Genomic DNA, 23,525 nt, shown 5'->3' with positions numbered 1-23,525 from the left:
CGCTCTGGGTGAGAGAACGATTCGACCCGTCGCAAGGTCAGGGAACTACGAGGTCGGTTCGAACGCCTCCGCGACGATCTCCGCCTGCTCCACCGCATGCACCTTGCTCGAGCCCGAGGACGGGGCCGACATGGCGCGGCGGGAGATGCGGCGGAGGTTCTTGAAGCGGTCAGGGAGGATGTCAGGGAGGTTCAGGCCGAAGAAGGGCCACGCGCCCTGGTTGGCCGGTTCCTCCTGGACCCAGGCGATATCCGTAGCGTTGGGGTAGCTCGCGAGGGCCTCGTTGAGGCGGAACTTGGGCAGTGGGTAGAGCTGCTCGATCCGCACGATGGCGACGTCCTCGCGGTTGCCCTTGGCCTTCGCCGCGACCAGCTCGTAGTAGAGCTTGCCGCTGGTCATCAGGACCCGCTTGACCTTGTTGCGGTCGCCGATGCCCTGCTCGTAGGTGGGCTCGTCGACCACCGAGTGGAACTTGGACTCGGTGAAGTCCTTCAGATCCGAGACCACGGCCTTGTTGCGCAGCATCGACTTCGGGGTGAAGACGATCAGCGGGCGACGGATGCCGTCCAGCGCGTGGCGGCGCAGCAGGTGGAAGTAGTTCGCCGGGGTCGACGGCACGGCGACCGTCATCGAACCCTCGGCGCACAGCTGCAGGAATCGCTCGATGCGACCGGAGGTGTGGTCCGGGCCCTGACCCTCGTGGCCGTGCGGCAGCAGCAGCACGACCTCCGATAGCTGGCCCCACTTGGCCTCACCGGAGGAGATGAACTCGTCGATGATGGACTGCGCGCCGTTGACGAAGTCACCGAACTGCGCCTCCCACAACACGAGTGCGTCCGGGTTGCCCAGCGAGTAGCCGTACTCGAAGCCGACCGCCGCGTACTCGCTCAGCGCCGAATCGTGCACCGCGAACCAACCGGGGTTCGTACTGCCGATGTTGTGCAGCGGGGTGTACTCCTCGGCCGTCTTGCGGTCGATGACCACCGAGTGGCGCTGGGTGAACGTGCCACGACGCGTGTCCTGACCGGTCAACCGCACCGCGCGGCCCTCGTCGATCAGCGTGCCGAAGGCCAACAGCTCGGCGAAGGCCCAGTCGACCTTGCCCTCGTAGGCCATCTCGCGACGCTTCTCCAGCACCGGCTTGACGCGCGGATGCACGCTGAAGCCGTCCGGTACATTGACGAACGCGTCGCCGATGCGCTGCAGCACCGTCTTGTCCACGGCCGTCACGACGGTGCCGGGCACGGACTGGTCGTCCTCGACGGACTCGCTCGGCTCCGGGGTGTACTTCTCGAGCTCGCGGACCTCGTTGAAGACCCGTTCCAGCTGACCCTGGTAGTCGCGCAGGGCGTCTTCGGCCTCTTTCAGCGAGATGTCGCCACGGCCGATCAGGCTCTCGGTGTAGGCCTTACGGACCGAACGCTTGGTGTCGATGACGTCGTACATGTACGGCTGGGTCATCGACGGGTCGTCGCCCTCGTTGTGGCCGCGACGCCGGTAGCAGATCATGTCGATCACGACGTCCTTGCGGAACTTCTGCTTGAAGTCCACCGCAAGCCGCGCCACCCAGTCACACGCCTCCGGGTCGTCGCCGTTGACGTGGAAGATCGGTGCGCCGATGAACTTCGCGATGTCCGTGGAGTATTCGGTCGAGCGGCTGTTCTCGGGCGCCGTCGTGAAGCCGATCTGGTTGTTCACCACGATGTGGATGGTGCCGCCGACGCGGTAGCCGCGCAGACCCGACAGGTTCAGCGTCTCGGCGACCACGCCCTGACCCGCGAACGCGGCGTCACCGTGCAGCATCAGCGGGACAACGGAGTAGCCCTCGGGGCCGTCGCCCTTGTCCAACAGGTCCTGCTTGGCGCGGACCAGACCCTCGAGTACCGGGTCGACCGCTTCGAGGTGCGACGGGTTGGCGGTCAGCGAGACCGCGATCTCGTTGTCGCCGAACATCTGCAGGTAGGTGCCGTGCGCGCCGAGATGATATTTCACGTCACCGGAGCCGTGTGCGCCTGCCGGGTTCATGTTGCCTTCGAACTCGGTGAAGATCTTCGAGTACGGCTTGCCGACGATATTGGCGAGCACGTTCAGACGGCCACGGTGCGGCATGCCGATGATGACCTCGTCGAGCGAATGCTCGGCGCACTGGTCGATCGCCGCATCCATCATCGGGATGACGGTCTCGGCGCCTTCCAGCGAGAAGCGCTTCTGCCCGACGTACTTGGTCTGCAGGAAGGTCTCGAAGGCCTCCGCCGCGTTCAGCCGGTTCAGGATGTACTTCTGTTGCGCGACAGTCGGCTTCGCGTGCTTCTGCTCGACTCGCTCCTGGATCCACTGCAGCTGCTCGGGATCGAGGATGTGGGTGTACTCCACACCGACGTGGCGGCAGTAAGCATCGCGCAGTACCGAAAGCACCTCGCGCAGCTTCATCTGCTCTTGGCCGTGGAAGCCGCCGACATTGAAGGTGCGGTCCAGGTCCCACAGGGTCAGCCCGTGCTGGGTGACATCGAGGTCCGGGTGGCTGCGGAACTTGTCCTTGACCAGTCGCAGCGGATCGGTATCGGCCATCAGATGGCCGCGGTTGCGGTAGGCCGCAATCATTTCCAGCACGCGGGTGCTCTTGTCGACGCCGCGCTCGCGGGTGTCCTTGCGCCAGCGGACCGGCTCGTAGGGCACCCCGAGGCCGTGGAAGATCTCGTCGTAGAACTCATCGCTGATCAGCAGGTTGTGGATGGTCCGGAGGAAGTCGCCGGACTCCGCGCCCTGAATGATGCGGTGGTCGTAGGTGGAGGTCAGCGTCATCAGCTTGCCGATGCCGATGTCGGCGATCCGCTCTTCGCTCATGCCCTGGAACTCGGCCGGGTACTCCATGGCGCCCGCGCCGATGATCGCACCCTGGCCCGACATCAGTCGCGGCACGGAGTGCACGGTGCCGATGGTGCCCGGGTTGGTCAGCGAGATGGTGACGCCGCTGAAGTCCTCTGCGGTCAGCTTGCCGTCGCGGGCCCGGCGCACGATGTCCTCGTAGGCGGTGTGGAACTGCCCGAAGGTCATCTCCTCACAGCCCTTGATGGCGGCCACGACGAGCGTCCGGTTGCCGTCCTTGCCCGGCAGGTCGATGGCGAGGCCGAGGTTGGTGTGCGCGGGGGTGACCGCGTTCGGCTTGCCGTCGATCTCGGTGAAGTGCCGGTTCATGTTGGGGAAGGCCTTCACGCCCTGCACGATCGCGTAACCCAGCAGGTGGGTGAACGAGATCTTGCCGCCGCGGGTGCGCGCGAGGTGGTTGTTGATGACCAGGCGGTTGTCGATCATCAGCTTCGCCGGGATGGCACGCACGCTGGTCGCCGTGGGGATGGTCAGCGACGCGGACATGTTCTTGACCACCGCGGCGGCCGCGCCACGCAGCACCTTCGACTCATCGGCGGCCGCGGCGGGCTTGGGGCCGCCGGAGGTGGGCGCCGCGTTGGAGGTGGGCGCCGGAGTGGTTTGCGGGGTGCGCGCCGTCACCTTGGCCGGTGCGGGGGGCTTCGCCGGAGCCGGGGCCGGAGCGGCGGGTACCGGAGCTGCCGGAGCAGGTGCGGTCGCGGCAGGTGCGGGCGCAGTCATCCGCGCGGGCGCCAGCGCCGCGGCGGCCGCGGTCTGGTTGTTACCGGAATCACTAATGGCTTCGGGCGTGTAATCGGCGAGGAACTCGTGCCAACTCTCGTCGACCGACGATGGATCCTGTTTAAACTTCTGATACATCTCATCGACTAGCCACTGGTTCTGTCCGAACTGGGAAGTTGAGCTGCTCACAGCAGGTGTTCGCCTCATTTCGTTCTTCGCGCTGCGACGTTTGTGACGTACCCGGCACGGGGATCAGCGGATGCGCGCCGATGCGCCCTATCTGAGGATAGGCCCAGCAGCAGGCCGGCGGATCTACTGACCACCCGACAGTCCCGATCCCATAGATGACGACTCGTCCGTGGTCGAGAATATTCCCCCCGTTTCCCGAGCCGCAGCCCATAGGCGGGAATATGGTCCGGCGGCGGCCAACACGCGTCGTGGGAGCCGATTTCCGCGATCTTCCCGTGCTCGACAACCGCGATCCGATCGGCCCGCACGACCGCGCCGAGCCGGTGCGCGACCACGACGGTGGTCCTGCCTTGGGCCAGCGATCGGCTCGCTACCAGCACCGACGCCTCGGCTCGACGGCATCCGCAGAGTCGGCTGCGATCGATGACGGCGTGCGCAGCAGCCGGGGCCGTATCCGGTACACCACCAGCGCGATCACCTGCAACGATCTCGATGATCGCGGTATTGCCGACTCCGGCCGCGTCCAGAGCCCGCTTGGTGAGCAGGGGCGCGGCGATCTCCACCAAGGCACCGGCCACCACCGCGGCCGCGATCCCCGCGACTATGCCGCTGTGTGACCGACATTCGGCTCACAGCCTGCGCATCCAGCCGCGTCGGTCCACGCCGTCCTCACTTGTTCCTGACGTCGGTTTGCTCGGCTCTTGGCGGTGTCGGTACCCACCGCTACGCTTGCCGCATGACAACTCAGGGGGAGTTCGATCGTCGGGTAAGCCAGCTCCGTCACGACGTCGACGACGTCTATGACCTGCAGGTCGTCGCCGACCAGAAGTTCGATCGGTTCGCCAAGAAGACCAATGAGCGATTTCGCCATTTGGACCGGAGGTTCGACGCGGTCGATGGCAGGTTTAATTCGGTCGACACCAGACTCGATTCGGTCGACACCAGACTCGATGTGATCGAGGAGCGGCTCGGTGAGATCGTGAACCTGCTGCGGAACGGGGGAGTCGGGTAGCCCGTCGAACTACCCGACCGGGCTCAGAACTCCCGCTGCCGCACCGACCACCAGCCCGCGCCTGCGACGCCGATAGTCCACAGCAGCAGGACCACCACAGCGGCCGGAGTCGGAGCCAGGAAGTTGCTGTCCCCGAACGAGCCGACGGCGACGGAGCTGATGGTGGCAGAGCCGGGGAGCAGGGTGGCGAAGCCCGCCAGGCCGAAGCCCTTGGCGACGAGCCAGGTCAGGGGTTCCACTATGACGAGCCAGCCGAGCAGGGCCGCGACCGCGCCGGTCGAGGTGTGCAGCAGCAGACCGAGACCGGCCCCGATCAGTGACCAGCACACCGCGGCGAGCAGTCCGCCGCCGAGCACGGTGAACAGCCGCAGGCCGATGTCGAATTTGCCGTGCCCGAATCCGATCAGACAGGCCAGGCCGATCAGTTCGACCACCAGCGTCGTCGCCAGCGCGAATCCGGCGGTGACGAGGAGTTTCGCGGCGACCAGCCGATCGCGATCCGTGGTGAACAGCACGGTGATCGGCATCGTGGCGTAGCGATATTCGGCACCGGCGCCCGCCGCGCCGAAGGCGCCCGCCATCAGGATCGCGACCGCGAGGCCCAGGTACAGGCCGATGGTCGCGGCGCCGGTGGCGGGATTGGATTTCGGGTCGGCCGGTCCGGCGAGGATGGCGGTGACCGCGCTCGCCACGATCGCGATCGCGGGCACCGCGACAGCAAGGATCCGGCTCGGGCGCAGCGTGGTGACCTTACGTACCTCGGAGTTGACCGCTGGGATCAGGCCCGCGGGCAGGATGTCGATCATCGTGGAATCCCGTAGGGCGTCGGCGTTGGATTCGGGGCGGCGACCCCGGGATACGGGGTGAAGCTGGGCTGCGCGCGGGCCGGTTTGGTCAGCGAGGCGAGTACTCGGTCGGGATGGATCGGGTCGGGGGTGATGCTGTCCAGGCGCACGCCGGCGGCCTTCGCCGCGTCGTGGATCTGCCCCTCGGTCGCCTCGGCCACCGCGAGTCGGCCGTCCGGGCGGATCACCGCGTCGGTGAAGCCCTGCGCGGCGAGCGTGGTCGCCAGCGCGATCGGGGTAGACGCGGCCACCACGAGACGATCGGGATGGCCGCGGCGCAGCTTTGCCGGGGTGCCCTGGTACACCACCGAACCCTCGCTCAACACGATCAGGCTGTCCGCGACCGGGATCACCGCGGCGAGGGTCTCGCTGGACAACAGCACCGAGCCGCCACGCCGAGCGTGCCTGCGCACGAACTCCTGCAGCCATCCGCGTTCCGCGGCATCCAGCCCGGTCCCGGGTTCGTCGAGGATCAGCAGCGGCGGATTGCCGAGCAGTGCCGTCGCCAGTGCCGCCCGGGTCTGTTGCCCGGCCGACAGCGCCGCGGCGCGGGTGTCGGCAGCATCGCCGAGCCCGACCAGGTCGATCACCTGGTCGACCCGTTCGTCCTCGACACCGACCGCCGCTGCGTACACCCGCAGATGGTCTCGTGCCGAGCGCGCCGGATGCAGACCGCGCGGATCCAGCACGCCGCCCACCGCTCGTGCGGTACGGACCGATCCTGGCCCGCCTACCTCGGCCGTGCCGGTCGTCGGCGCGAGTAGGCCGAGCAGGATCCGCAGGATCGTCGTCTTGCCAGCACCCGCTGGCCCGACGAGGGCAGCGGTGGTGCCGAACGGAACGCTGAAGCTTACGTTCTCGACCGCCGACACCAGGTTGTAGCGCTTGCTCAGGCTGCGGACGGAAAACGCCGGTGGTCTGCTCGCGCTCATCGCGGGGTGGTCGGGGGTTGCAGCTTCGCCGTGTCCAGCGCGGTCAGCGGATCCGCGTCGACGATGAGGTGCCGGTCGGCGGGCCATACGGTCGGCGGCGGTCCGAATGCCATGCGCGCGTTGATGATTGTGGTCTTGCCGAGAGCCCGGTTACCGAAGCCGCCGATCACCGCGCCGATGCCCGCCGGAACCACCTTGCCCGCCATCAGCGCCGCGCGCTTGGTGATGAAGCGGATGATGAACCGCTTGAGCAGCGAGTCGTTCATGCCCGACAGTCCGGGAATGCGGTTGGCGAACAGCGTGCCCCAGTTCTCCGCCGAATGACCGACGGTCTTCTCGACGATCTCCATCCCGGTGTCACCGAGCACCACGGCGAGCAACAGGGCCCTGCGCTGTTCTTTGTCTTCCGGGGAGATGCCGTGCACGGCCGCCACCGCAAGGGTGAACACGGCCGAAGCCTCCATGAAGAAGGTGGTCTCGGCGCTGACCGCCGCTATCGCGGCAATAGTCCCCACGCCGGGCACCGCGGCCGTGGCGCCGACCGCGCTACCGCTGCCGGTCACCGCGAGCAGGTACTGATTTTCCAGCCGCGCGATGATCTGCGCGGGACTCTCGGCCGGATACGAGCGCCGGACGCGGTCGACGTACTTGACGACGGCGGGCGCCTGTAGCCGCGACCCGGTATCGAGTAGCTGGACCACCGTCTTCTCGAACGTGCCCTTGAACACGGCGACATCCTCCTCTTCCGCCTCTGCTGGTTGAACTGTATGGCACCGAGGGCCATCAGCTCGTCATGACAACGAAGTACCCAATGAACCGGGTTCCAGGCTGTGCCGCTTCCAGGCTGTGCCGTTGATCGCTTGTCTCGGTCGCGTCGGTTGCCGCGCTCAAGCCGGAGAGTTCAGGGCGGGCACCCGTTCGGTCGGCCGCGGTGGCGGCGGCGGGGTGCCGTCGCCGAACGGCCTGTCGCCCAACGCTTCCCGGCCGTGCGGGGTGAGCCAGTTGGCCAGATCGGGACCTTTGGGCACGATCCTGGTCGGGTTGATGTCGGTGTGCACCACGTAGTAATGCGTCTTGATCTGGCCGAAATCGATGGTGTCCCCGAAGCCCGGCGTCTGATAGAGGTCGCGCGCATACGCCCACAGCACCGGCATCTCGGACAGCTTGTTCCGATTGCATTTGAAGTGACCGTGATACACCGGGTCGAACCGAGCGAGCGTGGTGAACAGCCGGACATCGGCCTCGGTAATGGTGTCGCCCACCAGATATCGCTGCGCGGTCAGTCGCTCGGTCAGCCAGTCGAGCCGGGCGAAGAGGCGGTCGTAGGCGGCGCCGTAGGCGTCCTGGGCGCCTGCGAAACCGCATCGGTACACCCCGTTGTTGACGTCATGGAAAACCGCGAGGTTCACCTCGTCGATCTCGGCCCGCAGCGCCTCTGGGTAGAGCTGCGGCGCACCGGGCCGGTGGAATTCTGTCCATTCGGTGGAGAAGTCGAGGGTCATCTGCGCGTAGTCGTTGGTCACCACCTGGCCGGTGAGGACGTCCACCATGGCGGGCACGGTGATGCCGCGCGGGTAATCCGGGAAGCGCGCCAGGTAGGCGTCGCGCAGCCGGGGAATGCCGAGCACCGGATCGACCCCGCCGGGATCGAGATCGAAGGTCCAGCTGAGCTGGTCGTGCGTCGGTCCGCACAGCCCGAGTGAGATCGCGTCCTCGAGGCCGAGCAGTCGGCGCACGATCAGTGTGCGGTTGGCCCATGGGCAGGCCCGCGTCGCGACCAGTCGATACCGACCGGCCTCGACCGGGTAGCCGTCGCGGCCGTCCGCGGTGATCCGCGTCTCGATGTATCTGGTGTCGCGCTTGAACTCGCCTGGCTCGACGTAGGAACCACTTTCGGATGCCGACTTCGTCACCTCGACATTCTCGCAGATGGAGCTTCTCAGCGGCTGCCTCGCTTTCGCTCGGTCCGGCGCGGGCCGGCGACGGAATGCGTCCGACCGCGTCTTCTAGGCTCGCCGGATGAGTGAAACGAAAGCAACTCGCCTGGAACGCGGCAGCACCGACGGCGGTGCGGAGGTGGCCACCCTGACGCTGGCCAATCCGCCGCTGAACCTCTTCGATCAGGCAATGCTCGATGCCTTGGTCGCCGATCTCGCCGAGCTGTCGGCCCGCCCGCCGCGGGCACTGCTGCTGCGCGCCGAGGGCAAGTTGGTGTCCGGTGGTGTCGACGTGCACGTGTTCGACGGCTTGTCGATCAAGCAGGGCGCCGAGCTGTGGCGCACCCTGTTCGCCCAGATCATCCATCCGCTGGAGGCGCTGCCGTGCCCGGTGGTGTTCGCCGCGCATGGGCTCACCCTGACCGCCGCCTTCGAGATCGCGCTGGCCTGCGACCTGATCCTGGCCGCGCCGAAGGCGAAGTTCGGCCTGGTGGAGACGGTGGTCGGCCTGACCCCGTCGATGGGCGGCCCGCAGCGGCTGGCCGAGCGGGCCGGATCGGGCCGGGCCCGTGAGTTCGTGATGACCGGAGACCTCTACGACGCCGCGACCATGGCCGAGTGGGGCGTGGTGAACTCCGTGCACGACGACGTCGACACCGCCGCAAGGGAACTCACCCATCGCCTTGCGCAGGGACCGACCCGGGCGCATGCCGCGACCAAGCAGATCATCGAGGCGTGGCGTTCCGGTGGAGTGGCACATGCCGATTCGGTGACGCCGGAGGTGTCCGGCGCACTGTTCGACACCGCCGATCTGCGTGGCGCGGTGCGCAGCTTCCTCGAAGTCGGTCCGGGCAAGGCCACTTACACCGGCAAATGACAAGTCGGACATGTTCGCCGCCTAATCGCAGAAAAAATGTGACTCGAGTCATATAGTCGCAGGAGCCTGCCGGTTCGAGGCGTGCGGAGGACCCATGTCACAGCTCCTGGTCGAGTACCCCCTGACCCCGCATGCCTGCGACGTCCCGCTGGCGCGCGGCGCCGACGGAGTGCTGCGCTACGGAAACCTCACGCCCGCGCTCACCGAACTGCTCGATCTGCAAGTGCATGCCTTCGCGAGCCGGGAGGCCGTCGTCGAGGTCGGCGGCCCCCGGCTCACCTACCGGCAGCTGTGGCATTCGGCCTCCCGGATCGCGGGTGGATTGCAGGAGCACGGGATCGGATTCGGCGATCGGGTCGCGATCCACATGCCCGCGGGCGCCCGCTGGGTGCAGGCTTTTCTCGGTGCGTTGCTCAGCGGTGCGGTACCCGTGCTTGTGCACGACGGCTTGCCCGCCGAGGTGGCCGAGCGGGTGATCGCCGACAGCAGTACCGATTTCGTGCTCGGGTCGGGTGGTTGTGACTCCGCATTGCCGGATGGCGCCGCATTCATCGATGACGGTGCGGCACTGGGTGATCTGGCGTTGCTGTGCTACACCAGTGGCACCGCGGCGCCGAAGGGTGTCGAGCTGACCAACGAAAACCTGTTGTCGGCAGTCCGTTCGGTGGTCGCGGCGCTGGACCTGCCGACCGACGGATTGCGCAACCTGGTGCTGCTGCCGCTGGCGCACGCCAGTGGATGCGTGGACCAGCTGCTGCCGACCTTCGCGGTGGGCGGCACAGTGGTGCTCGCGCCGGACTATCGCACACTCGCGAACACCCTGGTGACCGAACGGATCGACATGGTGTCGGCGACACCGCGCATCTTCGGCCGCCTGCTACCGGAACTGACGACGCTGCGCGGCGACGGCCTGCGCACCGAAGCCATCGCCCTGATCAGCAACGCGGGTCATCGCGCCGAGCGGGCGGCGGCGCCCGCCGATTCCACGGAACTGGCCGCGGCGCTGCGGGATATGTTCCCGGCGGCCCGGCAGTGGTCGGTCTGGGGCGCGACGGAAACCAGCGGGATCGGCCTCGCGGTCGACGATGCCGAAACCGCGGGCGCCGATACCGCGCTCGGATTCCCCTTCGGCGGAACGGAATTGGCGCTGTGGGGTCCGCTGGCGGGCGCCGGTCACGGCGAATTGCTCTGTCGCGGACCGAATGTCACCCGCCGCTACTGGAACGACCCGAAGTCCACCGCGGACCGCTTCACCGGAAGCTGGTTCCACACCGGCGACCAGGTGACCATCGAGGCCGACGGTCTGGTCCGCCGTGGACAGGCCGAGTAGCCCGATGACCCAGTCGGACGAAGTCCGTCCCTAGCCCGCGCCGGGCCGAGCGAAGGCGAGGCAGCCGCTCACTCCAGCAGTCGCTCGCGCAGCCGCGCCCGCAGTTCGTCGGTAAAGCCGATGGCACTCAGGTAGACCTCGAACTCACCGTGCCGCTCGCGCACCGACTCCATCGCGATACCGAGGTATTCCTCCCGGACACCGAGCAGATCGTCGGAAAGTTCGTGGTCCGCGGCCAGGTTCGTCGACATCATGGCGCGCAGCGAGGCCACCGCGCCGTTGCTGAGCAGGAAGTCGGCCAGCACGTCCTCCTCGGTGACCTCTACCGCGCGCAGCACCGTGGCGATCGCCCAGCCGGTGCGGTCCTTGCCCGCGGCGCAGTGCACCAGTACCGCGCCCTCGCCGCGCGCGACCGATTCCGCGATGGCGACGATCGCGAGGTGCGCCTCGGGCAGCGCCGGGAACATCCGGTAGACCTCGAGCATGTGCGCCAGCGCGGATCCGGTCTGCGCGTCGTGCGGCGGCGCCTCGCCCATCCGGGAATCGAACGGGGTGATGTTCAGCCGCACCCCGTCGGGCAGGTTGTCGTGGCCGATGTGGTCGATCTCGCGCAGGCCACGCAGGTCGTGCACGTCGGTAACGCCGAGTTCGCGCAGGATGCCGTGTCCGGTCGCGTCCAGGCCGCTGAGTTGGGCCGAGCGCAGCAGCACACCGGGGCGCACCTTGGCGCCGTCGTGGGTCCGCAGACCGCCGACATCTCGGAAGTTGAACGTGCCGGAGAGAGAGAAATGGTCAGCGGGGGGCGAGAGAGTCACCGATCCAGGTTATCGGCCCCAGAGCGTCGAGATGGTGTCGTTCTCGGATCGAACACCCAACGACGAGGTGATCGATTTGCGAGGTTTCGATGTGTGATCACCCACAGGATGCGGGGGTTGGGGTGGGGGTGACCGTAGAGTGGACAACGGTGTGTCTAGCGGGAGGGATACCGAGAGTCGCGCCCAGGAAGGCGATTCCAGCGGACCCGGGGGGTCGCAGTGCGATTCCGGTTAGGTAACAAAACATTCTTTCAGTCTGGAATTACCCACTGAACCTATTCTTAAACCCCGAAAACCCACTACCATTGATGAATGTTGGACCGGACCGCCAGGGGATTCCCTAGCTGGGGATTCTCGAGAGCGGCCCGCCATGTTCAGCGAGTCGCGCCGCCCGAGGGCGCGTGAGTTCTTTCGCCGAGGGAGTCGTCGTTGAGCGTTCGTGGAGAAATAGTGGAGGGCCGGTTGCGGCCGACCATCTACGAGGCCGTCGAGAAGGCGGCCGCCTCGCTGGATTTCGCCGGAGTTCGAGCGCTGCGGGTGCTGCTGCATGCCGGAGTGAGTGCGTATTGGCCGCTGGTCAAGGCCGCTCCGGCCAAGCAGATCCGCGCCTATGAAGCAACCGTGCAAGCACTGCGTCAGCGGTGGGATCTGCAGACCGATTGTCTCGCCGACCCGGCCGCGTCCGCCGTGTTCCGAGAGATGGATACCGAGGTCGCGACGTTCCTGGACCTGTGCGCCGCGCGCTCGGGCGCCCAGTGGCTGGAGCCGGTAGAGGCCATCGCCGCCTATGCGGTGTCGGTGCTGCAGGGCACCGTGCTGCGCTGGCTGGCCGATTGCAATGACGAGACCACCCTGGTGGTACTCGACGATCTGGTCAGCAGCCTGGCCACCAGGGCCGCGGAAGTCTGATTGGCCTCGCCGCCGATACTGGACGCATGACCAGTTTGGTGGTTGAGTTGTTCTGGTGACCGAGACGTCGCCGATCGCCGCACTTCATGCGGCCACGGCCGAGTTGGACCCGCCGCTGGCCGCCCTCGACCTGACCGCGCTGCGCGCCAACGCCGCGGACCTGGTCCGCCGTGCGGGCGGTGTGCCGGTGCGCGTGGCAAGCAAGTCGGTGCGCTGCCGCGCGGTGCTGGAGCAGGTGCTCGGCACCGAGCTGACCTCCGACGGCGGGTTCGCCGGCATCATGTCCTATTCGCTGGCCGAGGCCATCTGGCTGGTTCGTCGCGGCGCCCGCGACGTGCTGCTCGGCTATCCGACCGTCGACCGCACCGCGCTTGCCGAACTCGCCGCCGACGACACTCTGCGGAAATCCATCACGCTCATGGTCGACGACGTCGACCAGTTGGAGCTGGTGCGCGCTGCGCTCGGCAGCAACCTGGTGCGCCCGAGGGTGTGTCTGGACGTGGACGCGTCACTGCGGATCGGGCCGCTGCACCTGGGTGTGCGCCGTTCGCCGGTACGTTCCCCCGACCAAGCGGCCGCGCTGGCCCGTGCGGCGGTGCAGCGTGGCTTCGAGGTGGTCGGCGTCATGACCTACGAGGCGCAGATCGCCGGGCTGCCCGACTCGAATATCGCGGTGCGACTGGTGAAGAAGGCCTCGGCAGCCGAAATCACCAAGCGGCGCAGGCAGGTGCTGGAGGCGGTCCGCTCGGTGGTCGGCAAGCTGGAGATCGTCAACAGCGGCGGCAGCGGGTCGATCGAGGTCAGCATCGCCGATCCCGCTGTCACCGAGGTGACCGCGGGTTCCGGGCTGTATGTGCCGACGCTGTTCGACCACTACCGCGCCTTCACCCCGCGCCCCGCACTGTTTTTCGCCACGTCGGTGCTGCGCAAGCCGACGCCGTCGATCGCCACCGTCTTCGCGGGCGGCTACATCGCCTCCGGACCGACCGGTCCGTCTCGGGTGCCGAAACCGGTGTGGCCCGATGGGTTACGACTGATCGGCACCGAGGGTACCGGCGAAGTGCAGACCCCGCTGTCGGGCGCCGCGGAAGTCGAGATCGGCGACCGCGTGTGGTTCCGGCACGCCAAGGCGGGCGAGTTGTGCGAACGCTTCGACCGGATCCACCTGGTCGACAGCGACGGCACCCGCACTACCGTGCCCACCTACCGTGGCGAGGGCAACTGCTTCGGCTAGCTCAACCGCAGGAAGCGCGCCAGGTCCGACAGATCGTCCGGGGCGGCGGGCAGGTATTCGGTGAGCAAGGGGGAGCGGATGATGAACGCCTTCCACATCGCCCGGCACAGCGCGGCCTGAACCAGACTGCGCGACAACAGGAACGGCATGCCATAGGGCGCATCTGCCGGACTGGACGTGGTCATCGACAGCAGTACGACGGCGGCCTCCCGGCCACGGAAGCGGTCGGCCGTGCCGACCAGCACATCCTCGATCTTGGCGCGCGCCAACATGGTTCGGATCAAGCCGACCTGTGCGCTGTAGGGTGCGACGACGAAAATATCGTGCGGATGCAGCCGCCTGGTCATCGCGCCGGTCGTCCACGGCAGTCCGAGCAGGGCGCGCACGCGGCGGACCACCTCGCGCGCCTCGGCCACCGATTCCAGGGAGTTGCCGGTGTGGTTGACGAGCACGGTCTCCATGCCCGGCGGCACGCCGTCGAGTTGCCGTGCGAGCGTGACGGTTTCGTTGGATCGCAGCCTGCTGTCGTAGTACAGCCGGGAGATCGGTTCGCAGACCAGCGGATGCATGCGCCAGGTCCGGTCCAGGAAGTAGCCGCGCTCTGCGGGCAGCGTATTGCGCCCCTCGGCGAGCCAGCCGAGTACCGACTCGCCGACCGGCTCCGGGTGGGCGCTACGGGTGGTCGACGGCGCGGGATCCCCGAGCAGCAATAGGTTTCGCGCGCTGACCGCGACCGCGACGGTGTCGGCCAGCGGGAAGAAACCGGCGTCGGCGATCACCAACAGGTCGAGGCGCTCGTGCGAGACCAGCTCGTCGTTCGCGAAATCTGCCGGGGCGCCGCCGATTACGCACCCGTTGACGGCATTTTCCAGGAACCGTGCGTACCGGGCGCCGTCGATCACGGCCCATTCCGGCGCCACCGACTGGACATCCTTCTTCGCCACCAGCTCCGGTAGCACCCCGATCTCGACGATCAGGTCGAGCAGGTTCTCGACCGTCGAATGCGATTGCGCGACAATGCCGATGCGCCACTTGTGCCGGGTGACGAGGCGTTCGATCGCGCGGGCGACGGTGGAGATCTTGCCGGCGCCCGACGGACCCTGCACCGCGATATACGAATTGTCCAGCTCACGTATGGCGGTGGTGATCGCCGCGGCGTGGTCACCGTGCACGTCGGGTAGTGCGCGTGCGCCGCGTAGGTGTGGCGCACGGCGAGCGAGAATGTCGAAGATCGCGCCGGAGGGCACCTCGGGCAGCGCCATCAGCAGCTCTTGCGCGACGAATTCGACTGCCGTCTCTGTGGTTTCGTCCCAGAGGGGTAGTCCGGGTGCGATGGCGGTCGGTAGGTCGTCATAGGGCTCGCAGCCATCCGACAGCAGTTCCTCCAGCCGCACGGTGTCGTCGAATTCGGCGTCCACCGAACAGCCGAGCACGGTGGCGATGGCGGTGGCGCGCTGGCCGACGGCGGCCACCATTCCGGCGGCGACCGGTCGGTCGTAGAAGGTGTACACAGTGGTACCTGGCGCCAGAACGGTATTCGCCGCCACCGCACCGGCGGTATTCGGACCCGCACCTCCCGCTGTCCGCACGCCGGTGTCGGCGCCCCAACCGACGCCGATCCGTCCGGTCAGCGTGAGATAGCGGCGCATAGTCGCCCGGTGCGGGCTGCGATGCCATTTGGTGTCCACCGTCCCCCAGTCGGCGACGAGCACGCCGGGGGCATAGGCCCATTCGTCGACCGGGTGGCTCAGCCGGTCGGCGTGCGCCCACCACAGTGGCTGGCGTTCGCGTCGGTGGTAGCCTAGCGCGGCGGCCATCAGGGCGGCCGGATGGTGTGGTTCGGTCGCGTGGATCGCCGCGAATTCCGCCAGCGCGGCCTCGATCGAGGAGGGACGGGACGGGGGCACCAGATCCTGCTCATCGGGCCCGGCCACCAGGCACCACGAACGCGCCCGCTCCAGCGTCACCGCCCGCGGGTCGATCCGCTGTTCGGCGGCCCGGTCCACCAGCCAGTCCCGCAGCCGCAGCACGGTGAGGCAATCACGTTCGGCGACAGACGAATGCGCCTCGCCGGGTAGCAGTCGCCGTAGCCTGCTGAGTCGGTAGGACCGTTCCCCGATGAGCATCGCGTTGCGCACAATCGGGTACAGATCCACCAGCACGCCCCCGCGCATCAGGTCGTCGACGACCTCCTCGCCGACCCCGTGCGCGCCGGTCCAGCGCAGCAGCGCCGACCGGACCCCCGACGAGTAGTGGTAGATGTGCATGTCCGGATACATCCGGCGGCGCTGTTCCAGGTAGCCGAGCACCTCCTCCAGCGCGCGGCGCTGCCCGGCGGCCTCGTCGCTGGGTTCCATTCGGAAGGCCAAATGCACGGTGCCCGGGCCGCCCACCTCGATGCCCAACGGCTGCCCGGCCTGGCCCTCATCGATGGTGAGCGAGAGATCGCCCGGCGAGGGCGGTGGTAGCGCGCCGAGCGCGATCACGTCGACCAGCTGATGTGTCGGTTTGCCGGAATCCTCGCGGCGCAGCTGGATTTCGGCTTGTTTGCGTAGCACGCCGAAGGTCCGTGGCGGCACGCCCGGCACCGTGGACTCGGTGCCTGCCAGCCGGTCGATGGTGCTCACGCCCGCTTCGCGCAGCCGCGCTCGCGCGGTGCGCGGCATGCCGGCCACCAGCAGTAGATCGCGGGCCGCCGATAGCGCGGCGGTGCAGGTCGGGCACTGCCCGCAGGTGAGGTAGCGGGGATCGCCCCATTGCACGGGCAACAACTCGCTGAGCTTGTCGTCCAGAATCCGTTCGACGCGACCGCGGCGCGCCAGGTAGACGGGCACCAGGTTGGTGAGCGCGTGGGTGGTGCTGTTCTCGCCGAGGTGCAGCCGGACCAGCGGCGCGGTCAGCGCCCCGCTGGCATCCAATGCTTCGGCGCAGGCGGCTAGTTCGAGCGCGGCGCCCACCTGATCCGGCGGGCCCGCCGCGGTGCCGTGCACGGTGTAGCGGATCCGATGGCCCGCACGCACCAGGAAGTCCGACGAGCAGGCGAACCGGCCGTCGAAGAAGGTGGCACCGTGGATCACGTGCACGCCGACCCGTAGCGCGGCGACGGTCTCGGCGTGCGCGTCGCGCAGGGCGGCGATACGGGCGGAGGGTTCGTCGGACTCGCGGGCGGCGCAATGGATTTCCACCATCGTGCTGCCGAACCGATCCCGGAAGTCCGCGAGCCTGCGTTCGCGGGAGTCGTCGAACCCGGTGCGCGGCAGCGTCACCAGGTCGGGTGCGGCATCCACAAGGTGCGCGGTAGTGCCCAGTTCGGCATCGAGGGCACGCAGCAGAGCAAACTCACAACGCGCCGCGCGCACGAGGTCGACGGCGGTGCAGACGACACGATCACCGAACACGAACAAACGCGGCCCTCCTGTGTCTTTGCGGGACACCGCACGCGGGACACCCGCTGCCGACTAGCGCAGCGATACGCGCCGGACGGCAACACTGTAGCTAGCGCGTCTGACCTCGATGAACCCTCCCCGGTTCAGGAGCGCGGCTTACGCCGCTCCGGTCGCTTGCCGATGGCGCCTTCGCGCCGTGGGGCGCGGTTGAACGAGCGCTGTCCCGGCGGGCCGTAATCGGGCGTCAGCTGGATGAGCTGACCGCTGATCCTGGTGCGCTGCAAGGCTTCCAGCGTTTCGGCCGGTAGGTTCGCCGGCAGTTCCACCAGGCTGTGATCCGGGCGGATGCTGATGTGCCCGAAGTCGCTGCGCCGAAGTCCACCCTCGTTGGCGATCGCGCCGACGATCGCGCCGGGCACCACCCGATGCCGCTTGCCGACACTGATCCGATAGGTCACCAGTTCGGTGCCGGTCGCCCGATGATGCGACGGCCCGCTACCGCGCGACCCGTCCTCGTCCTCGAAGCGACGCGGTGCGCGCTCGCGCGGTTCCCGGCGCGGCCGCTCTGGCTCCGGCGGTTCGGGTTGCATCAGGAAGTTGTCGCCGTCGCGGGAGAGCACCGCGAGCGCCGCCGCGATGTCGACGAGCGGAATGTCGTGCTCGCGTTCGTAATCCTCGATGAGCCTGCGGAACAGCGCGAGGTTCGACGAGGTCAGGCTCTCGGTGATGTCGTCACCGAACTTGGCGACGCGCTGCGCGTTCACATCGTCCACGCTGGGCAGCTGCATCTCTTGCAGCGGATGCCGGGTGGCCCGCTCGATCGACTTGAGCAGGTGCCGTTCCCGCGGCGCCACGAAAAGCAGTGCCTCACCGCTGCGCCCGGCGCGGCCGGTGCGGCCGATGCGGTGCACGTAGGACTCGGTGTCGTGCGGAATGTCGTAGTTGACCACGTGCGAGATGCGATCCACGTCCAGGCCGCGAGCGGCAACGTCGGTGGCGACCAGGATGTCGAGCGAACCGGACTTGAGCTGGCCGATGGTGCGCTCACGCTGGTTCTGCGCAATATCGCCGTTGATGGCGGCCGCGGAAAAGCCACGGGAGCGCAGCTTTTCGGCCAGCTCCTCGGTGGCCTGCTTGGTACGCACGAAGATGATCATCGCCTCGAACGACTCGACCTCGAGGATCCTGGTGAGCGCGTCCAGCTTGCGCTGATGCGACACCTGCACCCAGCGCTGGGTGATGTTGGTCGCAGTCGAGGTCTTCGACTCGACCGTGATCTCGACCGGCTCGCGCAGGTACTTCTTGGAGATGCTGCGGATCGCCGAGGGCATGGTCGCCGAGAACAGCGCGACCTGCTTGTCGCGCGGGGTGTCGGCGAGGATGCGTTCCACGTCCTCCTGAAACCCCATCTTCAGCATCTCGTCGGCCTCGTCGAGCACCAGGTACTGCAGCTCCGACAGGTCGAGCGTGCCCTTCTCCAGATGGTCGATCACCCGGCCCGGGGTGCCGACGACCACATGCGTGCCACGCCGTAGTCCGGACAGTTGGACACCGTAGGCCTGGCCGCCGTAGATCGGCAGCACATGCAGTCCGGGGATGTGCGTGGCGTACCGGCCGAACGCCTCGGCGACCTGGATCGCCAGTTCCCGGGTCGGGGCAAGCACCAGGGCGCGCGGGAGTTTGCCGGTCGCCTCGATGCCCATCAGGATCGGGATGGCGAATGCCGCGGTTTTGCCGGTGCCGGTCTGGGCGAGCCCGACCACATCGGCGCCCCCGAGCAGCGGCGGAATCGTCGCGGCCTGAATCGGCGACGGCGACTCGTAGCCGACATCGGCGATGGCCGCGAGGATGCGGTCATCGATCCCGAGATCGGCGAAGGTCGGGCCGTCATTGTCCCTGTCGTTGTCGCCAGGAACGCTGTCGACCTGATTGGTACTCATTGACCAGGAGTTTACTGCCTCCTGGTGGCCCTCCCGGCCACCGGCCCAATACCGTGAGACGTATGCAACCCGATAGTGCGTCCACGCATCAGAACCCGACGGCGTCTGCGCTGGATGTGGCGGTCGTTCAGTTCGCACCGGGAACCGATCCGTCGGCCAACCTCGCGGCGTTGCGCGAGCACGTCCGGGTCGCCGCGGAACGCGGTGCGAAAGCAGTGATCGCGCCCGAATACTCGATGTTTGCCGTGTCCCGGCTCGACGAGCGGGTTGTCGCCGCCGCCGAACCGTTGACCGGGCCGTTCGTCACCGGTCTCGGCGCGATCGCCCGCGAATTCGGCGTGCATCTGGTCGCCGGGATGGTGGAGGAAGTGGCGCCGGGCGCGGACCGGATCCGCAATACCCTCGTCGCGCTCGCCCCCGACGGAACGCTCGTCGCGCGGTACCGCAAGGTGCACCTCTACGACGCCTTCGGACACCTCGAATCCGATGTGGTCGAGGCCGGTGCGATCGAGACGCCCGCCACATTCACGATCGACGATGTGACGTTCGGCATGCAGACCTGTTTTGATCTCCGCTTCCCGGAGGGCTCCCGTCGGGTGGCGGCGGCGGGCGCGCATGTGCTGGTGTTGCCCGCGCAGTGGATCCCGGGTCCGGCCAAGGTGGATCAGTGGACGACGCTGTTGCGAGCCCGCGCGATCGAGAACACCGTGTATGTCGCCGCTGCCGACCAGTGCGCGCCGCGCGGTGCCGGCGCGTCGATGATCATCGACCCGACCGGCGCCGTGCTCGCCGAACTCGGCCACGAACCGGGCGTCCTGACCGCCGGAATCCATCTCGATCAGTTGGCCGCGGTGCGCACATCCAATCCGAGCCTGGCATTGCGTCGATTCGCGATTACCGAGCGGGTTGCGGAGTAGCGTTCTAATGGATGATCTACACCGATCGGGCATCGGCCGGTCGCGCGCTGGGCGCTGAGCTCGAGCACCTGCGCGCGTCGGAACCGCTGGTGCTCGGGCTGCCGCGGGGCGGCGTTCCGGTGGCCGCCGCGGTACGCGATGTCATCGGCGGTGATCTCGATATTCTGCTGGTCCGCAAGCTCGGTGTGCCGTGGCAGCCGGAGCTGGCGATGGGCGCTATCGGAGAGGGCGGGGTCCGGGTGCTGAACCCGGATGTGTTGGAGCACGCCGGGATTACGCCGCAACAGTTCGCCGAGATCGAGGAATTCGAGCGCGTCGAACTGGAGCGCCGTCGCGTCGTGCTGCGCGGTGACACCAAACCCATCGCGCCGGGTGGGCGCACCGTTGTGATCGTCGATGACGGCATGGCGACCGGAGCCACCGTCGTAGTCGCCTGCCGCGTCGTGCTGCAGCAACAGCCCGCGCGGATCGTGGTCGCCGTGCCGGTGTCCTCGGCCGAGGCGCTGCGCCGTGTCGGTGTCGAGGCCGATGCGGTGATCTGCCCGTGGGTGCCGCACTCGCTCGGCGGAGTCGGCGCCGCCTACCAGGACTTCCATCAGCTCGAAGACAATGAGGTCACCGCGCTGTTAGGTTGACGCGCGCTAGATCTCGGTTGTGCTCATGCGATGACGTTGCGCCAGGTCCGCGTAGCAGCCGGGGTTGAGCTTGACCCAGCTCTCGGCTTGCGAGCCCGCGATCGGTTTCTTGACCTCGGCGGGTGCGCCCGCGGCCAGCACGCCATCGGGGATCTTCGCGTGCGGCGGCACCAGGGAGTGCGCGGCGATCATGGTGCCCGCGCCGATCTCGGCCATGTCGAGCACGGTGCTGCTATTGCCGACAATGGCTTCCGCTCCGACCGAGGCGCTGCGACGAACGCGGTCGGATCTACCTGAGGCCGTTTGCCTTCGAATTCATATAGGGGCACTCGTACACCGTAAGCTCGGTCGCCGCGCGTATTCCGGCCGTACCGGATGATTGATGGAGCACAGCTCACCAGGGTTCGGCGTGGGCGACGGTGCGTTCGGCCGCGGCGGTCACCATCGGGAGCAACTGTGCGGTGAAGTGTTCTGCGGTCACCGGCACGATGTCGACATCCGCGCCGGTGCGTACCGAGTACCGGCCGTCGCCCGCCACGTCGATCCAGCACAGCACCCCGAACGGGCGCAGCTCGCCGTCGGCGCGGCGCATCGAGACCACGATCTGGCCGATGCCATCGCGGGGCCGTTTCAACAGTCTGCGGATCCGGGCGGACACCGTGGGACCGGAGACCGGCACGGTCACCAGGTCGCGGCTGTCCTCCTTGACCCGATCCTGCGGTGCGGTCATGCGCGCCACCGCACCGGGGGTGTTCTCCGGCAACATCGAAATCACCCGGGCGGACAGGCTTTTCGCGCCGCCGACGAACAGCCGGACGTCTCCGCCGCGGTCCGGTATCGCACCTGCCCGCTGCGCGGCGACGACCGCGACGTTTCCGGCGGCCGCGCCGAGTACGCGCACCGGTCGCAGGCCCGCCGCGCCCGTGCCCTGCCCGAGCACCGTGCCCTGCCCGAGCACCGTGCCCTGCCCGAGCACCGTGCCCTGCCCGAGCACCGTGCCCTGCCCGAGCACCGTGCCCGGTCCGAGGACACCACCCTGGCCGAAACCATTGCCCGGCTCGACGACCTCGTGCTGCCCGAAGATCTCGACGCGCACCGTCGGCCGGGCCAGCACGCGCAGCGCCGCCTCCAGGTCGGCGTCGAGCGCCTGGTCGCACCAGCGGTTCAGCGCGGGGAGTTGCGCGGCCCGCTCGACGGTGTCGCGCGCCGATAGTCGGACCGCAAGGGGATAGGGGATTCGATCGCCGTCCGTGCGCGCCCAGGCCAGCGCGAACTGGTCCGGCGTGAGCGTCCAGCTCACTCCAGTTCGCTCCACTCGCCGAGCACCGGTGGTGTGGTCGGATCCATGGCGCCGATCAGCTCGCCCGCCTCGTCACCAGGTTCGAGGAAGGTGAGTTCGTCATCGACGAAGTGCAGGCTGTCGTCCTCGTCCTCGGGATGCGCGGCGCGAGCGGGCAGGCTCGAACCGCCCTGCCGCGGGGTTTCGGTCGCGGCCAGCGCGCCGCCCATGAGACCGCCCATCGCGCCGGCGCCCGCGCCGGTGACCGCTTCGCCGTTGGAATCCTGGCGGCGCTCATCGCGTTTGCGCTTCTCATCGTCGGCGGTGGGGCCCCCGACGCCGGGCACGGTCGGTGTCAGCACCGGCTGGGTAGTCGCGGCGGTGACAACCGGTGTGCCCGAGGGGGTTTGCGGTGTGCGGCCCGGTGTGATCGGTATCGGAGCCTCCGCTGCGGCCGGGACCGTACCGGGCGCGGCGAGTGTCGAGGCAGCAGCGGCCGGTGAGCCGAGCGGACCGGCGGCAGGCGATACCGCGGCAGGCGCTGTCGCGGTGGCCGCCGCCGGTGTGGTCTCCTGCCCCGGTGCCTGCGCTGTGACAGCCGCTGAAGCCGACGACGAGACCTGCTGCGCGACAAGGGTTCCCGGGTCGGCGGCCAGGGTTGGTGTCATCGCGGCAGGCGCTGTGGGCGCGGCGCCCAGCGTCTCGGGGGCTGCGGGGACATCGTCGCCCGGGAAGGCGGGGATGCCGGATCCGGTGGGGATGAAGGCATTCGAGTAGATGCTGTCCATCGCCTGTACCACATCCTGGCGGGCGTGCTCGGTGGCCTTCTGCCTGGCGACATTGCTGGTTGCCTGGCCGGGATCGAGCAGGGAGGCGGCTAGATCCGGTGTGGCGCCGGATGGTTCGGCGACCGCGGCGCGCAATGCCTCCGCGGCGTCGCCCGCCTGGCCGAGTCGCCGCGCCACCGTCGACATCACATCCGCGAGCTGCTGCCCGGTCTGTTCGAACGAGCGCACCGCGTCGGCGGCGTGCTGTGCGGCGCCGCCGCGCCAGCCATCGGCGATGGCGGATCGAATCTCGGTGTGCGCCTGCTCGACCGCGTCCGCCAACCCGGTGGCCGAGCCCTGCCAGGCCTGCTGGCCCTCGGACAACACGGCCGGGTTCAGCTGCTGAACCCCCTCGTGGATTTCCTGGTGCGAGAGATTGTCGAAGATCTCGACGCTCGGCGCGTAGTCGGGATCGGTGCGGTGGGCGCCCCGTTCGTAGGTGCGCGGCATCCTACGCATGCGTTGCTCCCGCCTCGACCCGATCGACCGCCGCCGCGAGGTCGCCATCGGCCTGGGTATAGGCCGCCGCGGCGGCACGGAAGGTCTGCGCGAGTTCCCTGGCATCGTCGGCGTATTGCTGGAGCCGGGTCATCGCGCCGCCCGCCTTGTCCTCGAAGCCGCGACGCAGCGACGCACCGGATCCGAACCCGCCGAACCCAGGCAGCGAGGCCGCGGCGCTCAGCACGCGGATTTGCGCTTCGACCTGATCGGCGAGCTGTTCGTAGTGGCGGGCGCACCGTTCGGGTGCGCCCTCGGCGACCAGCAGGCCGTCGATCCACAATTGGCCCTCTTCGACCGCGGCGTTGAGGGCTGTCACATTCGATGACATCTCGCCGTCCCCCTTCCTCATCGTGC

Annotated in this window: 20 protein-coding genes; 8 read left to right on the top strand and 12 right to left on the bottom strand. The window is 68.2% G+C overall.

Features of this window, described 5'->3' with window-relative positions; translation table 11 throughout:
* Window positions 1-45 precede the first annotated feature (45 nt).
* Window positions 46-3,744, bottom strand: coding sequence for a multifunctional oxoglutarate decarboxylase/oxoglutarate dehydrogenase thiamine pyrophosphate-binding subunit/dihydrolipoyllysine-residue succinyltransferase subunit (locus ACV7NQ_RS10270; RefSeq protein ID WP_463359410.1), 3,699 nt, complete (start codon window positions 3,742-3,744; stop codon window positions 46-48).
* Between the two features lie 299 nt (window positions 3,745-4,043).
* Here ACV7NQ_RS10270 and ACV7NQ_RS10265 point away from each other — a divergent pair, with 299 nt between their 5' ends.
* Window positions 4,044-4,412 (top strand): hypothetical protein, encoded by a 369-nt coding sequence (locus ACV7NQ_RS10265; RefSeq protein ID WP_463359409.1) that lies wholly within the window; start codon window positions 4,044-4,046, stop codon window positions 4,410-4,412.
* A 119-nt stretch (window positions 4,413-4,531) separates the two neighbouring features.
* Entirely contained in the window at window positions 4,532-4,807 is a 276-nt protein-coding gene (locus ACV7NQ_RS10260) for a hypothetical protein (RefSeq protein ID WP_463359408.1), read from the top strand.
* A 23-nt stretch (window positions 4,808-4,830) separates the two neighbouring features.
* Here the strand turns inward: ACV7NQ_RS10260 and ACV7NQ_RS10255 are convergent, their stop codons facing one another.
* The 4 genes from ACV7NQ_RS10255 to ACV7NQ_RS10240 all read right to left on the bottom strand — a co-directional run bounded on the left by ACV7NQ_RS10255 (window position 4,831) and on the right by ACV7NQ_RS10240 (window position 8,497).
* On the bottom strand, window positions 4,831-5,613 hold the full coding sequence (locus tag ACV7NQ_RS10255) for an ABC transporter permease (protein WP_463359407.1): 783 nt from the start codon (window positions 5,611-5,613) through the stop codon (window positions 4,831-4,833).
* Complete coding sequence (locus tag ACV7NQ_RS10250) at window positions 5,610-6,584, bottom strand: ABC transporter ATP-binding protein (protein ID WP_463359406.1); 975 nt, start codon at window positions 6,582-6,584, stop codon at window positions 5,610-5,612. Before ACV7NQ_RS10250 ends, ACV7NQ_RS10255 begins: the two co-directional genes overlap by 4 nt.
* Complete coding sequence (locus ACV7NQ_RS10245; protein ID WP_463359405.1) at window positions 6,581-7,312, bottom strand: hypothetical protein; 732 nt, start codon at window positions 7,310-7,312, stop codon at window positions 6,581-6,583. The genes ACV7NQ_RS10250 and ACV7NQ_RS10245 overlap by 4 nt, the downstream gene beginning before the upstream one ends.
* 159 nt (window positions 7,313-7,471) lie before the next feature.
* Window positions 7,472-8,497, bottom strand: a complete 1,026-nt coding sequence (locus ACV7NQ_RS10240; protein WP_463359404.1) for a glutathione S-transferase family protein — start codon at window positions 8,495-8,497, stop codon at window positions 7,472-7,474.
* 106 nt (window positions 8,498-8,603) lie between these two features.
* Between ACV7NQ_RS10240 and ACV7NQ_RS10235 the strand changes: the two genes are divergently transcribed.
* Both ACV7NQ_RS10235 and ACV7NQ_RS10230 read left to right on the top strand, forming a co-directional pair.
* Window positions 8,604-9,398 (top strand): enoyl-CoA hydratase/isomerase family protein, encoded by a 795-nt coding sequence (locus ACV7NQ_RS10235; protein ID WP_463359403.1) that lies wholly within the window; start codon window positions 8,604-8,606, stop codon window positions 9,396-9,398.
* 94 nt (window positions 9,399-9,492) lie between these two features.
* Complete coding sequence (locus tag ACV7NQ_RS10230; protein ID WP_463359402.1) at window positions 9,493-10,728, top strand: class I adenylate-forming enzyme family protein; 1,236 nt, start codon at window positions 9,493-9,495, stop codon at window positions 10,726-10,728.
* A 68-nt stretch (window positions 10,729-10,796) separates the two neighbouring features.
* On the opposite strand, the gene ACV7NQ_RS10225 is transcribed toward ACV7NQ_RS10230, so the two are convergent.
* Window positions 10,797-11,543 (bottom strand): tyrosine-protein phosphatase, encoded by a 747-nt coding sequence (locus ACV7NQ_RS10225; RefSeq protein WP_463359401.1) that lies wholly within the window; start codon window positions 11,541-11,543, stop codon window positions 10,797-10,799.
* A 429-nt stretch (window positions 11,544-11,972) separates the two neighbouring features.
* Between ACV7NQ_RS10225 and ACV7NQ_RS10220 the strand changes: the two genes are divergently transcribed.
* Window positions 11,973-12,452, top strand: a complete 480-nt coding sequence (locus ACV7NQ_RS10220) for a TetR family transcriptional regulator (RefSeq protein ID WP_463359400.1) — start codon at window positions 11,973-11,975, stop codon at window positions 12,450-12,452.
* A gap of 55 nt (window positions 12,453-12,507) precedes the next feature.
* Window positions 12,508-13,686 (top strand): amino acid deaminase/aldolase, encoded by a 1,179-nt coding sequence (locus tag ACV7NQ_RS10215; RefSeq protein ID WP_463359399.1) that lies wholly within the window; start codon window positions 12,508-12,510, stop codon window positions 13,684-13,686.
* On the opposite strand, the gene ACV7NQ_RS10210 is transcribed toward ACV7NQ_RS10215, so the two are convergent.
* Window positions 13,683-17,084, bottom strand: a complete 3,402-nt coding sequence (locus tag ACV7NQ_RS10210) for an AAA domain-containing protein (RefSeq protein ID WP_463365608.1) — start codon at window positions 17,082-17,084, stop codon at window positions 13,683-13,685. The two genes, ACV7NQ_RS10215 and ACV7NQ_RS10210, sit on opposite strands and share 4 nt — an antisense overlap.
* Window positions 17,085-17,215: 131 nt before the next feature.
* A complete protein-coding gene (locus ACV7NQ_RS10205) occupies window positions 17,216-19,012 on the bottom strand; it encodes a DEAD/DEAH box helicase (protein WP_463359398.1) in 1,797 nt (598 codons plus the stop codon).
* A 62-nt stretch (window positions 19,013-19,074) separates the two neighbouring features.
* Here ACV7NQ_RS10205 and ACV7NQ_RS10200 point away from each other — a divergent pair, with 62 nt between their 5' ends.
* Both ACV7NQ_RS10200 and ACV7NQ_RS10195 read left to right on the top strand, forming a co-directional pair.
* Complete coding sequence (locus ACV7NQ_RS10200; protein ID WP_463359397.1) at window positions 19,075-19,929, top strand: carbon-nitrogen hydrolase family protein; 855 nt, start codon at window positions 19,075-19,077, stop codon at window positions 19,927-19,929.
* 11 nt (window positions 19,930-19,940) lie between these two features.
* On the top strand, window positions 19,941-20,564 hold the full coding sequence (locus ACV7NQ_RS10195) for a phosphoribosyltransferase (RefSeq protein ID WP_463359396.1): 624 nt from the start codon (window positions 19,941-19,943) through the stop codon (window positions 20,562-20,564).
* 6 nt (window positions 20,565-20,570) lie between these two features.
* Here the strand turns inward: ACV7NQ_RS10195 and ACV7NQ_RS10190 are convergent, their stop codons facing one another.
* The 4 genes from ACV7NQ_RS10190 to ACV7NQ_RS10175 all read right to left on the bottom strand — a co-directional run bounded on the left by ACV7NQ_RS10190 (window position 20,571) and on the right by ACV7NQ_RS10175 (window position 23,499).
* Complete coding sequence (locus tag ACV7NQ_RS10190) at window positions 20,571-20,780, bottom strand: hypothetical protein (RefSeq protein WP_463359395.1); 210 nt, start codon at window positions 20,778-20,780, stop codon at window positions 20,571-20,573.
* Window positions 20,781-20,958: 178 nt separating this feature from the next.
* Window positions 20,959-21,864 (bottom strand): ESX secretion-associated protein EspG, encoded by a 906-nt coding sequence (locus tag ACV7NQ_RS10185; protein ID WP_463359394.1) that lies wholly within the window; start codon window positions 21,862-21,864, stop codon window positions 20,959-20,961.
* Entirely contained in the window at window positions 21,861-23,129 is a 1,269-nt protein-coding gene (locus ACV7NQ_RS10180; protein ID WP_463359393.1) for a WXG100 family type VII secretion target, read from the bottom strand. The genes ACV7NQ_RS10185 and ACV7NQ_RS10180 overlap by 4 nt, the downstream gene beginning before the upstream one ends.
* The gene (locus tag ACV7NQ_RS10175; RefSeq protein WP_463359392.1) at window positions 23,122-23,499 is read right to left on the bottom strand and encodes a hypothetical protein; all 378 of its coding nucleotides are present in this window, start codon (window positions 23,497-23,499) and stop codon (window positions 23,122-23,124) included. Before ACV7NQ_RS10175 ends, ACV7NQ_RS10180 begins: the two co-directional genes overlap by 8 nt.
* Window positions 23,500-23,525: the final 26 nt, after the last annotated feature.

The sequence above is a fragment of the Nocardia sp. Tas62D01 genome, from assembly GCF_055232035.1.
The sequence above is the reverse complement of the archived record's forward strand: the minus strand, read 5'-3'. Positions and strand labels throughout refer to the sequence as shown.